This window comes from Enterobacter cloacae complex sp. SHL018, from assembly GCF_049237905.1.
Classification (GTDB): Bacteria; Pseudomonadota; Gammaproteobacteria; order Enterobacterales; family Enterobacteriaceae; genus Enterobacter; species Enterobacter hormaechei_C.
The window spans coordinates 480055-494073 of sequence record NZ_JBMKJE010000003.1 but is presented as its reverse complement, the minus strand read 5'-3'; the positions used below and the strand labels follow the sequence as shown (position 1 = coordinate 494073).

Genomic DNA, 14019 nt, shown 5'->3' with positions numbered 1-14019 from the left:
CATGACGCGAAGCTATCTACCCCTCAATTCGCTTCGGGCTTTTGAGGCCGCCGCAAGACATCTCAGCTTTACGCATGCGGCCATTGAACTGAATGTGACGCATTCGGCTATTAGCCAGCATGTGAAAACGCTGGAGCAGCACCTGAACTGTCAGCTGTTCATTCGCGTGTCGCGCGGGCTGATGTTGACTACCGAGGGCGAAAATTTACTGCCGGTGCTGAATGATTCGTTCGATCGTATAGCCGGAATGCTGGATCGCTTCGCTAACCATCGTGCGCAGGAGAAGCTGAAAATCGGCGTGGTGGGTACGTTTGCCACCGGGGTCTTATTCTCGCAGCTGGAGGATTTTCGCCGTGGCTATCCGCACATCGATCTTCAGCTTTCCACCCATAACAACCGCGTTGATCCGGCTGCCGAAGGGCTTGACTATACGATCCGCTACGGTGGCGGGGCGTGGCACGGTACCGAGGCTGAATTTCTTTGTCATGCGCCGCTCGCGCCGCTGTGTACGCCTGATATTGCCGCCAGTCTGCACAGTCCGGCCGACATCCTCAGGTTTACGCTGCTGCGCTCCTACCGACGCGACGAGTGGACCGCGTGGATGCAGGCGGCCGGCGAGCATCCCCCTTCGCCAACGCACCGCGTGATGGTATTTGATTCGTCCGTGACCATGCTGGAGGCCGCTCAGGCAGGGGTGGGTATTGCTATTGCGCCTGTCGATATGTTTACCCATCTGTTAGCCAGCGAGCGCATTGTGCAGCCCTTTGCGACGCAGATTGAGCTTGGCAGCTACTGGCTGACCCGATTGCAGTCCCGGGCAGAAACGCCAGCCATGCGCGAATTTTCCCGGTGGCTGGTGGAGAAGATGAAAAAGTAAAAAGCCCGCCGGATGGCGGGCCTGTTCAGTCAGATGGTGACCACGGCAATCAACGTGACGACCGTCAGAATGGTCGCCAGACCGTAGAAGACCCATTTACCGCTTGGCACATGGATTTTCAGATCGTGCATCGCATGGTGGATACGGTGCAGACCACACCACAGCGGCAGGACGATCATCAGGAAGATGAACACGCGGCCAATAAAGCTGCTCGCAAAGGCCAGTACGCGCTCATAGCTCAGCGCATCGCCCGGGAACAGCCCCAGCGGCAGCATTATCCCGACCAGCAGGATAATGACCGGGGCAATAATGGCGCTCCACATGCCGCCTGCGCCAAACAGCCCCCAGAAGACCGGCTCGTCTGAACGTTTTGGATTTGGATTGATCACAGTAGTCTCCTTACCAGAACAGTGCGACAAACAGAATGACCACAGAGACAACTGCCGTCACTGCCCAGAGCCCTTTAATGACCGGCTCTGGCCCCATTTTTTCGCCTTTTACAATGATGTTCGCTGCTTTTGGCGCCAGTTCAAACCAGGTTTTGGTATGAAGCAGCGCGGCGGCGAGCACAATCAGGTTCAGCACAACGATGATTGGGTTTTGCAGGAAGCCCACAAAACTGGCCCAGGCTTCCGGGCCGTGCTTGAGGGCATAAACCCCGTACAGCAGTTCGAGGCTGAACCAGACCGCGGGAACAGCCGTGCCTTCACGCAGCATATAGAAGCGATAAAACGGCAGTTTTTTCCACCAGGTGGACGGCATTGGTCGCACGTAGGCTTTGCGTTTAGTCGTCATCATGCACTCCTTAGCGTGGTTTCAGGGTAGCGATAAGAAAGTCTTTCGAGCTTTCCACTTTCCCCTGCTGAATAGCGGCGGCCGGGTCGACGTGCTTCGGACACACTTCGGAGCAGTAGCCCACGAATGTGCAGCTCCAGACGCCGTTCTGGCTGTTAAGCTGCGCCATACGTTCTTTTTTACCGTGGTCCCGGCTGTCTTCGTTATAGCGGTGCGCCAGGGTAATGGCGGCCGGGCCGATGAACTCAGGGTTCAGGCCAAACTGCGGACAGGCGGCATAGCACAGGCCGCAGTTGATGCAGCCGGAGAACTGATGGTATTTCGCCATCTGCGCGGGCGTCTGGGTGTTTGGCCCCTGATCCGGCGTGCGCGGGTTGCCGATGATGTACGGCTTAATCGCTTCGAGGCTTTCGATAAAGTGGGTCATGTCGACCACCAGATCGCGCTCAATCGGGAAGTTGCCCAGCGCTTCAACCTTGATACCTTTGGTGTAATCACGCAGGAAGGTTTTACACGCCAGCTTTGGCACCTTGTTGACCATCATGCCGCAGGAGCCGCAAATTGCCATGCGGCAGGACCAGCGGTAGCTCAGGTCTGGGGCCAGGTTATCTTTGATATAGCCGAGCGCATCCAGCAGGGAGGTTTGCTCGTCGTAAGGGACTTCATAGAAAGCGCTGTGCGGCGCGGCGTCCACTTCCGGATTGTAGCGCACCACTTCAATTTTCAGTTTTTGCATCTCAGCCATTCGCCTTCTCCTTCTTATCGGCGGCTTCTGCTTCTGCACCGTACACGCGTTTCGCCGGTGGCAGCGTGGTGATTTTCACGTCGCTGTAGTCCAGTCGCGTAGTGCCATCCGCATCGCGCCAGGCGAGAGTGTGTTTAAGGAAATTGACGTCGTCACGTTCGGTGCAGCCCTCATCCAGACGCTGGTGCGCGCCGCGGGACTCTTTACGCGCCAGGGCGGAATGGGCCATACACTCTGCGACGTTCAGGCCATGGCCCAGTTCAATGGTATAAAGCAGATCGGTATTGAAGACGCTGGAAGTGTCGGTGATGCGCACGCGTTTGAAGCGTTCCTGGAGTTCCGCCAGCTTGTCGACGGTTTTCTGCATCAGCTCTGGCGTACGGTAGATCCCGCAGCCTTCTTCCATCGACAGCCCCATTTCGTCGCGGATCTTCGACCAGTTTTCATTACCTTCCTGGTTCACCAGGTCTTTCAGGCGTTTTTCGACGTCTGCAACCTGCGCATCCAGCGCCGCGCTGTTAGCTTCACCTGCCGTTGCGGCACGCTCCATCGCACGTTCGCCCGCCATGCGACCAAAGACCACCAGCTCAGCCAGCGAGTTCGAGCCCAGACGGTTTGCGCCGTGCAGACCGACGGAGGAACACTCGCCCACCGCAAACAGCCCTTTGATGCGGGTTTCGCACTGCTGGTCGGTTTCGATACCACCCATGGTGTAGTGCGCGGTTGGACGCACCGGGATCGGCTCTTTCACCGGGTCGACGCCCACATACGCTTTCGCCAGCTCGCAGATAAACGGCAGACGCTCCAGCAGTTTCTTCTCGCCGAGATGACGCAGGTCGAGATGCACCACGTCGCCGCGCGGCGTTGAGATGGTGTTGCCTTTGCGCCACTCGTGCCAGAAAGCCTGAGAGACTTTGTCGCGTGGGCCGAGTTCCATGTATTTGTTTTTCGGCTCGCCAAGCGGGGTTTCCGGACCCATGCCGTAATCCTGCAAATAGCGATAGCCGTTTTTGTTGACCAGAATACCGCCTTCACCGCGGCAGCCTTCCGTCATCAGAATACCGGAGCCCGGCAGGCCGGTTGGGTGATACTGGACGAACTCCATATCACGCAGCGGGACGCCGTGGCTGAGCGCCATGCCCATACCGTCACCGGTGACGATGCCGCCGTTGGTGTTGTAGCGGTATACGCGACCCGCGCCGCCCGTTGCCATCACCACCGCATTCGCGCGGATCTGGACAAGCGTGCCTTCCATCATGTTCATCGCCACCAGTCCGCGCGCATGACCGTCGTCGACCAGAATGTCGAGAACGAAATGTTCGTCAAAGCGCTGGATTTGTGGGAACTGGAGGGAGGTCTGGAACAGGGTGTGCAGCATGTGGAAGCCGGTCTTATCGGCGGCAAACCAGGTGCGTTCGATCTTCATGCCACCGAAGCGGCGGACGTTGACGCTCCCGTCCGGATGGCGGCTCCACGGGCATCCCCACTGTTCCAGCTGGGTCATTTCCGTTGGGCAATGGTGCACGAAGTAATCAACGACATCCTGTTCGCAAAGCCAGTCGCCCCCTGCAACCGTGTCGTGGAAATGGTATTCGAAGCTGTCATGATCCTGCGCGACGGCGGCGGATCCTCCTTCTGCGGCTACCGTGTGGCTGCGCATCGGATAGACTTTTGAAATCAATGCGATTTTAGCGTTCGGATTGGCTTGTGCCGCAGCAATTGCAGCGCGTAATCCAGCCCCGCCAGCGCCTATTACGGCAAGATCGGCTTGAAAAGTTTGCACGACATTCCTCCAGATTTTTGTTTTCCCGCAACGGGATGAACTAAAGGACGTTCACCTGCCCGAACGGGCGATTGCGGAAGCGATTCCACTGCTCCTTTATGGGTAAAACAGTATAACCGCGTAGAAGTGAGGGAAATTTGACGTGTTCGATTTTTTTGCTGTTCTGTGCGGTGATTTATCATCGTGATTAATGAATGGCGTCACAGTATTTCTCTGTGCAATGAAAAAGGACTTTTACTGTGCAAAATTTGTCTCTGCCCCGGCTTACGAGTAGACTTCGTGCCCTTGTCTGAAAACGGAGAAATAACTCATGAGCGAAACGGCCACCTGGCAGCCGAGCGCATCCATTCCAAACCTGCTAAAGCGCGCAGCAATTATGGCGGAGATCCGCCGTTTCTTTGCCGATCGCGGCGTCCTGGAGGTGGAAACGCCGTGCATGAGTCAGGCGACGGTCACGGATATTCATCTGGTCCCGTTTGAAACCCGTTTTGTTGGCCCAGGCCACTCTCAGGGCATGAATCTGTATCTGATGACCAGCCCGGAATACCATATGAAGCGTCTGCTGGCGGCCGGGTGTGGTCCGGTCTATCAGCTGTGCCGTAGCTTCCGTAATGAAGAGATGGGCCGACACCATAATCCGGAATTCACCATGCTGGAGTGGTACCGCCCGCACTACGACATGTATCGTCTGATGAACGAAGTTGACGATCTGCTGCAACAGGTGCTGGATTGCGCGGAAGCTGAAACGCTCTCCTATCAGCAGGCCTTCCAGCGCCATCTGGAAATCGATCCACTGTCGGCTGATAAAACACAGCTGCGTGAAGTGGCGGCAAAACTGGATCTGAGCAACGTGGCGGATAACGAAGAGGATCGCGACACGCTGCTGCAACTGCTGTTCACCTTTGGTGTTGAACCGCAGATTGGCAAAGATCGTCCGACGTTTGTCTATCACTTCCCGGCCAGCCAGGCCTCACTGGCGCAGATCAGCACCGAAGATCACCGCGTGGCGGAGCGTTTTGAGGTGTATTTCAAAGGCATCGAGCTGGCGAACGGTTTCCACGAGCTGACCGACGCGCGCGAACAGCAGCAGCGTTTCGAGCAGGATAACCGCAAGCGCAACGCGCGCGGTCTGCCGCAGCAGCCGATTGATACTCATCTGCTGGAAGCGCTTAAAGCCGGTCTGCCGGACTGCTCCGGCGTGGCGCTGGGTGTGGATCGCCTGGTCATGCTGGCGCTGGGTGCCGAGCACCTGGGCGATGTGATTGCCTTTACGGTCGATCGCGCCTGAAAAAATGCCGGGTGGCGCTGCGCTTACCCGGCCTGCTCGGTCATTTAACTCTGCCACATTAAAAACTGCTCATTTCTCTCTATACGGGTCTTTTTCTTAATTTGACTCGGATAGCCACATTGTTTGTCTGGTCATCTGCTACCATCCGCGCAGTTTAATTCCGTTTCGGATGGTTATATGTCTCACTCACTCAAAAAAATGACCCTTACCGGGCTCATTCTGATGATTTTTACGTCAGTCTTTGGCTTTGCCAATAGCCCGTCCGCGTTTTATCTGATGGGCTACAGCGCGACGCCGTTTTATATCGTTTCCGCTCTGTTCTTCTTTATCCCGTTTGCGCTGATGATGGCGGAGATGGGCTCGGCGTACAGGAAAGAAGAGGGCGGCATCTATTCGTGGATGAACAACAGCGTCGGCCCCCGTTACGCGTTTATCGGTACGTTCATGTGGTTTTCATCCTACGTCGTCTGGATGGTCAGCACGGCGGCCAAGGTTTGGGTGCCGTTCTCAACGTTTCTCTTCGGTGCGGATAAAACGCAGGTCTGGTCTCTGGCGGGGCTGAGCTCCACGCAGGTGGTCGGTATTCTGGCAGTGTGCTGGATGGTGGTGGTCACCCTGGTGGCCTCGAAAGGCATCAACAAAATTGCCCGTATCACTGCCGTTGGCGGTATTTCCGTGATGTGCCTGAACCTGGTGCTGCTGCTGGTCAGCATCGCTATTCTGTGCCTGAACGGCGGGCATTTCGCACAGGAAGTCAACTTCGTTTCATCGCCTAATCCGGGTTACCAGTCCGGGCTGGCCATGCTCTCCTTTGTGGTGTTTGCCATCTTTGCTTACGGTGGAATTGAAGCCGTGGGCGGGCTGGTCGACAAAACCGAAAATCCGGAAAAGAACTTCGCCAAAGGTATTATCTTTGCCGCCATCGTCATTTCCATCGGCTACTCACTGGCGATTTTCCTCTGGGGCGTCAGTACCAACTGGCAGCAGGTGTTGAGCAATAACACCACCAACCTCGGCAACATTACCTACGTGCTGATGAAAAGCCTGGGGGTGACGCTGGGCAACGCCATGGATCTCGCGCCGGAAACGTCGGCCACCCTGGGGATCTGGTTTGCGCGGATTACCGGCTTGTCGATGTTCCTCGCCTATACTGGCGCATTCTTCACGCTGATCTACTCGCCGCTGAAAGCGATTATTCAGGGGACGCCAAAGGCGCTGTGGCCCGCACGTATGACGCAGCTGAACGCTGCCGGTATGCCTGCCAACGCGATGTGGATGCAGTGCCTGCTGGTGTGCGTGTTCATTCTGCTGGTGTCCTTCGGCGGTGATACCGCGTCGGCGTTCTATAACAAGCTGACCCTGATGGCGAACGTATCGATGACGCTTCCGTATCTGTTCCTGACCCTGGCGTTCCCGTTCTTTAAGGCGAAGCGGGATCTGGAGCGGCCGTTTGTGATCTTCAAAACCCGCGCGGCGACGCTGCTGGCGACCACTGTTGTGGTGCTGGTCGTCGCGTTCGCCAACATCTTTACCGTCATTCAGCCCGTGGTTGAGGCAAATGACTGGAACAGCACGCTGTGGATGGTTGGCGGACCGATCTTCTTCTCGCTGCTGGCAATGGGGATTTATGAGCATTACCGTCGTCGCTCGACGGCCTGTGTAGCAGAAGTGGCGTAAAGGATTGACCCCCTCCCGACGGGGAGGGGGAAAGGATTACAAACTTCCCGCCGGGCGCGTACGCGCCGCTGACGTCAACGTTCTTCCCGTCTTACGTCCGTCCAGCGTTTCCAGACGCATCTGGAACGGTGGGAACGGCATATCAATACCGTGCTCGCGGAAGCCAGCCAGAATCAACTGGTGGATCTCATGGCGCAGCGGCATACGGTGTCCCATCTCGGCGGCGTAGATACGCAGCTCGAAAATCTGGATCCCCTGCTGCAAATCAACCAGGAACACTTCCGGCGGCGGGTTGTCGATTACCAGCGAACAGCGTTCAGCAGCCGTATACAGGATCTGCGTCACCTCTTCGCTGTTGGCATCCGACGGAGCGGGTACGGTCAGCACCACACGCGTGACGGAGTCGGACAGCGACCAGTTGATAAACTGCTCGGTGATAAACGCCTTGTTCGGGACGATGATCTCTTTACGGTCCCAGTCGCTGATGGTGGTGGCGCGGGTGTTGATCCTGGTGACGCTGCCGGTGAGATCGCGGATGGTCACCGTATCGCCAATTCGAATCGGCTTTTCAAACAGAATGATCAGACCAGAAACGAAGTTGGCAAAAATCTCCTGTAAACCAAAGCCCAGGCCTACGGTCAGGGCGGCAACCAGCCATTGCAGTTTTGACCATTCGATACCAATCATCGAGAAGCCAACCAGCCCACCAAACAGCATGATTAAATACTTGGTGATGGTGGTGATCGCATAGCCCGTGCCGGGGGTTAAATCCAGATGCTGCAACAGCGCCAGCTCCAGCAGGGCAGGGAAGTTACGGATCAGCTGCGTGGTGATGATCAGCACCAGAATCGCAATCAGCACGGCCCCTAAGGTGATGGGCTCCAGACTTTCGACCCCCTGCACCGTGGACGTCACATCCCACAAAGAGATGTTCTCCAGGAAGCTAAACGCGGAGTGGATTTCTGACCACAGGTAGATCACCGACAGCAGGGCAACCAGCATCAGAATTGAGCGTACCAGCCGCAGGGACTGGGTACTGATCGCATCCAGATCCAGTTCGACGTCATCGGCGTCTGTGGTCCCTTCGGTGCTGTTGACGTGGTTCGGCTCTTCTTCACCCCGCGCGCGCTGGGCCAGAATTTCTGCGCGACGGTGTTTGGCACGGTCAAACGCCAGACGACGACGCTGGATCAGCATGCCGCGGCGAATAACATGGTAGACCACCAGCAGCAGGAACCAGATAGCCACCGACGTTTCCAGTCGGGCGAGCAGCGCCTGCGCCGTGGCGAGATAACCGACCGCTGCCGCCAGCATCGCCGCCAGCGGCGCGCTGAGCAGCAGGTTCCACAGCAGACGGTTAAACATGTTATCGCCGCTGCCGGTCTTGTCGAGATAGAGCGGGATCCCGGCGCGTTTCAGGCTGAGCGTCACTACCGCTAACGCCCCGCAGATCAGCATAAAGCACAGCCGTCCCAGCGAGCCGGAGAACTCCCGGTCATTGAGATTATCGAACATGATCAACGCCATAATCAGCGGCACAATCAGCCCGATACTCATCAGGTAGTAACGCATCGCCCGCGCAACGCGATTACGCGGCCAGCCAAAGTGAGCGATGAACAGACCATTTGGCCGCGCAAACGTGGCGCAAATCATCACCACCCACAGCAGCGGAACGGTGGCGGTCACGCCATCGCCAATCGCGACGGCAAGCGGGTAGGGCCAGGCTTCACGCAGGCCGTATCCGAGCGTCATCCACAGCACCGGCAGCGGAGACGCGACCAGAATTGACCAGAACACCGTACGCAACGTCAGCCAGAAGTGATCCTGGGTTACTTTTCCCACTCGGGCGCTGGAGCGCTCAAGGAAACGGGTAAAGTGACGACGGGAATAAATACTGAAGCCCACCAGAATCAGCGCCCCCAGCAGCGGGAAGATGGTCTCCTTGCTGGTTATCATCATTACGCTGGCGAGGCCCAGCTGGCTGAAGGTGTCCAATGAAATGAGGCGGCGCAGATCCTGCACAATCTCAATCGGCCAGGCGAAGGTCATCGGCCGCACGTCGGACGTCCAGAAAAGGTAACGGTGCGTGGCTTCGTTGACCTCTTTCAGCGCATCCTCCAGCTGGCTATTCGAGACTTTCAGCTTGGTCAGCTCAAGGATCAGCGTATCGCCTCCCTGCAACAGGGAATTGAGCAGTTCGCGTTGGGTGCGCAGCTGCGCTTCCAGAATACGACTTTGCTCGCCGGTGAGCGGCTGTCCGTCAGCCTGACGGATCTGGCGGATTTGCGGCTGCTTGTTGAGGAGATCTTCATAATGAAGACGCTGAACGCGTAGCTGCGCCATCTCCGTATCAAGCTGCTGCGGTTTTGGCATCTCTGGCAGACGAGCCACCTGCGCGCGTAACGCTTCGCCCAACAGGTTAGACGAGCCAAGCCACTGGGACTGTTCACGCAGCGTGTTGAGCGCCTGACGAACCTGGAGGGTTTGATTGGTGGCCTGACGCTGCTGCGAGGCCACCAAATCCATGCGCTGCGCCTGCTGATTCAGCGCGGCAGAAAGCTCGCGGTTAACCTTAAACTGGGCGACGATGCTGTCGGGTAGGTTAGCACTGTTTTCGGCCAGTAACTCGGTGCTTTCCAGCGCACGTTCAGCTTCACGCTGACGCTGGCTGTTGAGTTGATTTCTCAGCGCCTGGAGATACGCATCCAGCTGCTGGCTCTGCTTCTGCGCCAGCTCGGAACGCATCCGCGACAGCTCCTGGCGGTTGTTAGCGGAAAGCTGCGCCAGCTCCAGTTCATCAACCAGCGCTTTTAGTCTGGCGGATTCCGCCTGCAACCCAAGATTTTGCGCCTGATTCTGTGGTGTGCTGCCTGTCTGCGTCCCGATGCGGCGTTCCACCTCATTTAACTGACGGCGGGCATCGGTTTGCTGCTGTGGAAGCTGACTGAGGGAATCGGCAATTTCACGCGCCCGTTCCTGCTCCTGCTGCGCCAGACGGCTTTTTTCCAGCAGTTGGCTGCTGACTTGCAGGATCTCCTGATTCAGCGCCTCGGACGTCATCCCCGCGGGGACCTGGCGTGGTTCATCGCGCAGGTTGTTTAGCTGCGAGCGCAGGGTCTGAGAGAGTTTGGGGAAGTTGTCGATAACCTGCTGATACTGCTGTGCGCGCTCAAGGGAACCCTTTCGTTCCTCAAGCGCGTTCAGTGCAGACTGGAGCGACTCAACGGTCTCCGGCTGAGCGGGTTTCGCCGCTTTTGCCTGCTCCAGCTCCTGGGTTATCTGTTTGGCGTCGGGGGCCGTCGCTGCGTACGCCCCCATGCTGAGGCACCAGGCCATCAGTAATACGATAATCGGGCGCACGTCAGCGATCCTTCTGTTGTTAGCCTTCGTCTTTTTTGTCGTCAACCAGCGGGCTGGCGTCGTGCTCGGCTTTGATCTCTTCTTCCGGCAACGGGGCAGGCGCAACCTCTGGCGTCACAAAGACCTCCGTCGATACTGCCAGAGGCTGGCCGAGTTTGGTCACGGACAGGCTTTCCAGCTCGTCGACCAGGTTAACTTTGCCCGGTGCGAACAGGTTGATGACCGTTGAGCCCAGCTTGAAGCGACCCATTTCCTGACCTTTCAGCAGGGCCACAGAACCTTCTTCTTCGCCGGCAGGCCAGGTCCAGCGCTTGATCACGCCTTCGCGCGGCGGCGTAATGGTGCCCGCCCAGACGGTTTCGATGCTGCCTACAATGGTAGCACCCACCAGAATCTGCGCCATTGGGCCAAATTCAGTATCAAACAGGCAGATGACGCGCTCGTTACGGGCAAACAGGTTAGGAACGTTTTGCGCCGTCAGGTGGTTTACGGAGAACAGATCCCCCGGCACGTAGATCATCTCGCGCAGAATACCATTACACGGCATATGCACGCGGTGGTAGTCGCGTGGGGAGAGATAGGTGGTCGCGAAAGTCCCGTTACGGAACAGATCGGCCATTATGTAGTTACCGGCCAGCAGCGCTTCAAGGCTGTAGTTATGGCCTTTCGCCTGCAAAATTTTGTCGTCTTCAATTTTACCCAGCTGGCTGATCACGCCGTCCGCTGGCATCACCAGCACGTTCGGGTCGGTATTCAGCGGGCGCACTTCGTCGCGCAGCGGACGCACAAAAAATTCGTTGAAGGTGCGGTAGCTTGCCGTATCCGGCTTCTGCGCTTCTTTCATGTCGACCTTGTAGTATTTCACGAACAGGTCGATGACCAGTTTGGTCAGCCAGCCCGCTCGTTTGCTCGCGCCCCAGCCCGCCAGGCGAGTGAGCCACAGTTTCGGCAGAATGTATTGAAGCGAAAGTTTAAATGAGTTTAACAAGGTAGCCTCCAGGCCATTGTTTTGTCGTTCCTGATCCGGCATTACGCTGCCGGAACCTGAAAAAAGGGGACGATTTTAGCGACGCTTAGCTTAGTTGTCAGTTATCAGAATCAGAAAAGTTTTTACGCGTTTTTACCTGGTCCATGCTTTCGAGAATACGGTGGTAATTTTCGAAACGGGTTTCCGCAATTTCTCCGTTCTCTACCGCTTCGCGGATAGCGCAGCCCGGATCGTTGTCATGTTTACAGTCGCGGTATTTGCAAGCGCCTAAATAGTCATGGAATTCGACAAATCCGTTAAAGATTTGTTCCGGCTCGAGGTGCCAGAGACCAAACTCACGCACGCCCGGGGAGTCAATCACATCGCCACCGTGCGGGAAGTGATAGAGACGTGAGGCAGTGGTGGTGTGCTGGCCCAGGCCCGAGACGTCAGACACATCGTTGGTCAGGATCTCCTGCTGAAGGCCGAGCAGGTTGTTAAGCAGGCTCGATTTACCTACGCCGGACTGCCCCGCAAAGATGCTGATGCGGTCGGTCAGCGCATCTTCTAACGGCTTCAGGCCATCTTTGGTGCGGCTGGAAACCATCAACACGCGATAGCCAATGTTGCGGTAAATATCCATCTGCTCATTTACAAAGGCCATGGCCTCGTCATCCAGCAGATCGATTTTATTCAGCACGATGAGCGGCTCAACCTGTAGCGTTTCGCAGGCCACCAGATAACGGTCAATAATATTGAGCGAAAGCTCAGGCAAAATCGCTGAAACGATCACTATCTGGTTGATGTTGGCGGCAATAGGCTTCACGCCGTCGTAGAAATCCGGACGGGTCAGAACCGACGTGCGTTCATGCACGGCTTCAACGATACCTTTAACCGTTACCCCTTCCGCCGCCTCTTTGCCTGGACGCCAGACCACGCGGTCACCGGTCACCAGGGAACGGATGGTGCGACGGATATTGCAACGGTGGATATCCCCGTCGGCGGATTCGACATCGGCGTGCATGCCGAAGCGGCTAATCACAACGCCTTCTGTCGCTTCGCCAAACAGGTTGTCGTCGTAATCGGGCTTCTCCGTAGTGGTTTTAAGACGGCGCTGGTGATTTGCATTCACGCGGCGCTGCTGCCCTTTGGAGAGTTTATTTTTACTCAATCGCGCTGGCTCCTGGTCGCCCGTAGCGGGCAAAACCTCTATGATACACTCTAATTAATACTAGTTAACCTGCTACTGCCGGTTATGCGAGAAGGGTGGAAAATAACATGAGCGCGGACGAAAACAACCTGATTTGGATCGATCTGGAGATGACCGGCCTGGATCCCGAGCGCGATCGCATTATTGAGATCGCCACACTGGTCACCGATGCCAATCTCAATATTCTGGCGGAAGGCCCAACGATTGCCGTGCACCAGTCCGATGACCAGCTTGCGCTGATGGATGAGTGGAACGTGCGTACTCATACCGGCAGCGGGCTGGTAGAACGCGTGAAGGCCAGCTCCCTGGGCGACCGCGAAGCGGAGCTGGCGACGCTTGAATTTCTGAAGCAGTGGGTGCCGGCAGGAAAATCGCCTATCTGTGGCAACAGCATTGGTCAGGATCGTCGTTTCCTGTTTAAGTACATGCCGGAGCTGGAGTCCTACTTCCACTACCGCTATCTGGATGTGAGCACCCTGAAAGAGCTGGCCCGCCGCTGGAAACCGGAAATTCTCGACGGCTTTACAAAGCAGGGGACGCACCAGGCGATGGACGACATCCGTGAGTCTGTTGCGGAGCTGGCGTACTATCGCGAAAACTTTATTAAGCTCTGATTTTGCGATCCGGCGCCTTGCGTGGCCGGGTTTTTGTCGCTAAATTGTTCAGCTTGCCGATTAAATAAGCACTTGAACTGAATTTCAAAAAAATCGCTTTGAGGGGGGTTGCAGCTAAACGGATTTCTCGTATAATGCGCCTCCCGTAACGACAGAGAATTACACGTTACGACAGCAACAAAAGCAGTACAGATTTGCGGGAATAGCTCAGTTGGTAGAGCACGACCTTGCCAAGGTCGGGGTCGCGAGTTCGAGTCTCGTTTCCCGCTCCAAAATTTGAAAAGTATCGCAAGATACGCCAGCACCAGAACACCCAAGCGGGAATAGCTCAGTTGGTAGAGCACGACCTTGCCAAGGTCGGGGTCGCGAGTTCGAGTCTCGTTTCCCGCTCCAAAATTTGAAAGTATCGCAAGATACGCATAGCACCAGAACACCCAAGCGGGAATAGCTCAGTTGGTAGAGCACGACCTTGCCAAGGTCGGGGTCGCGAGTTCGAGTCTCGTTTCCCGCTCCAAATTCTTCTTCATCTCCAGATTATCCACAGCGAAGTGCTTCGTTGGGGACGTTTTCTATTATGTCTGAAATACTCTTGTGAACAGAGTTATCCACAGAAACCGTGTTAAAACCAGTCTGTACGAAATGTTAGCAGGGTGAATAATATCTTCGTAATTCCCTGTAATTTATGAAGAAAATTTGATTTCAA

Annotated in this window: 11 protein-coding genes and 3 tRNA genes; 7 read left to right on the top strand and 7 right to left on the bottom strand. The window is 56.3% G+C overall.

What is annotated here, in order from left to right:
* The first annotated feature begins 1 nt into the window (after position 1).
* Complete coding sequence (gene ampR, locus ACOTY5_RS15485) at positions 2–877, top strand: LysR family transcriptional regulator AmpR (protein WP_023302952.1); 876 nt, start codon at positions 2–4, stop codon at positions 875–877.
* A gap of 29 nt (positions 878–906) precedes the next feature.
* Here ampR and frdD read toward each other — a convergent pair whose 3' ends face one another.
* Genes frdD through frdA form a run of 4 tightly spaced genes read right to left on the bottom strand, consistent with a single transcriptional unit; the run spans position 907 to position 4200 of the window.
* Positions 907–1266, bottom strand: coding sequence for a fumarate reductase subunit FrdD (gene frdD, locus ACOTY5_RS15480; RefSeq protein WP_000609653.1), 360 nt, complete (start codon positions 1264–1266; stop codon positions 907–909).
* Between the two features lie 10 nt (positions 1267–1276).
* Entirely contained in the window at positions 1277–1672 is a 396-nt protein-coding gene (gene frdC, locus ACOTY5_RS15475; RefSeq protein ID WP_017383964.1) for a fumarate reductase subunit FrdC, read from the bottom strand.
* A gap of 10 nt (positions 1673–1682) precedes the next feature.
* Positions 1683–2417, bottom strand: coding sequence for a fumarate reductase iron-sulfur protein (gene frdB / locus ACOTY5_RS15470; protein WP_032620819.1), 735 nt, complete (start codon positions 2415–2417; stop codon positions 1683–1685).
* A complete protein-coding gene (gene frdA, locus ACOTY5_RS15465; protein WP_421631966.1) occupies positions 2410–4200 on the bottom strand; it encodes a fumarate reductase (quinol) flavoprotein subunit in 1791 nt (596 codons plus the stop codon). The genes frdB and frdA overlap by 8 nt, the downstream gene beginning before the upstream one ends.
* A 310-nt stretch (positions 4201–4510) precedes the next feature.
* Here frdA and epmA point away from each other — a divergent pair, with 310 nt between their 5' ends.
* Positions 4511–5488, top strand: coding sequence for an elongation factor P--(R)-beta-lysine ligase (gene epmA / locus ACOTY5_RS15460; RefSeq protein ID WP_015572459.1), 978 nt, complete (start codon positions 4511–4513; stop codon positions 5486–5488).
* A 177-nt stretch (positions 5489–5665) separates the two neighbouring features.
* Positions 5666–7165 carry a glutamate/gamma-aminobutyrate family transporter YjeM gene (yjeM, locus tag ACOTY5_RS15455; RefSeq protein WP_032646974.1) on the top strand — a complete coding sequence of 500 codons (1500 nt, stop codon included), beginning with the start codon at positions 5666–5668 and terminating at the stop codon, positions 7163–7165.
* 36 nt (positions 7166–7201) lie between these two features.
* On the opposite strand, the gene mscM is transcribed toward yjeM, so the two are convergent.
* The 3 genes from mscM to rsgA form a co-directional block, all read right to left on the bottom strand.
* Positions 7202–10525 carry a miniconductance mechanosensitive channel MscM gene (gene mscM / locus ACOTY5_RS15450; RefSeq protein ID WP_045141830.1) on the bottom strand — a complete coding sequence of 1108 codons (3324 nt, stop codon included), beginning with the start codon at positions 10523–10525 and terminating at the stop codon, positions 7202–7204.
* Between the two features lie 19 nt (positions 10526–10544).
* Positions 10545–11513: an archaetidylserine decarboxylase gene (gene asd / locus ACOTY5_RS15445; RefSeq protein WP_026080660.1), complete on the bottom strand. Its 969-nt coding sequence runs from the start codon at positions 11511–11513 to the stop codon at positions 10545–10547.
* Between the two features lie 97 nt (positions 11514–11610).
* Positions 11611–12663: a small ribosomal subunit biogenesis GTPase RsgA gene (rsgA, locus tag ACOTY5_RS15440; protein ID WP_003855964.1), complete on the bottom strand. Its 1053-nt coding sequence runs from the start codon at positions 12661–12663 to the stop codon at positions 11611–11613.
* Between the two features lie 107 nt (positions 12664–12770).
* On the opposite strand from rsgA, the gene orn reads away from it, so the two are divergent.
* The 4 genes from orn (at position 12771) to ACOTY5_RS15420 (ending at position 13830) form a co-directional block, all read left to right on the top strand.
* On the top strand, positions 12771–13316 hold the full coding sequence (gene orn / locus ACOTY5_RS15435) for an oligoribonuclease (protein WP_015572462.1): 546 nt from the start codon (positions 12771–12773) through the stop codon (positions 13314–13316).
* Positions 13317–13512: 196 nt separating this feature from the next.
* Positions 13513–13588, top strand: a tRNA-Gly gene (locus ACOTY5_RS15430).
* A 45-nt stretch (positions 13589–13633) separates the two neighbouring features.
* Positions 13634–13709, top strand: a tRNA-Gly gene (locus tag ACOTY5_RS15425).
* A 45-nt stretch (positions 13710–13754) separates the two neighbouring features.
* Positions 13755–13830 (top strand) — tRNA-Gly (locus ACOTY5_RS15420).
* Positions 13831–14019: the final 189 nt, after the last annotated feature.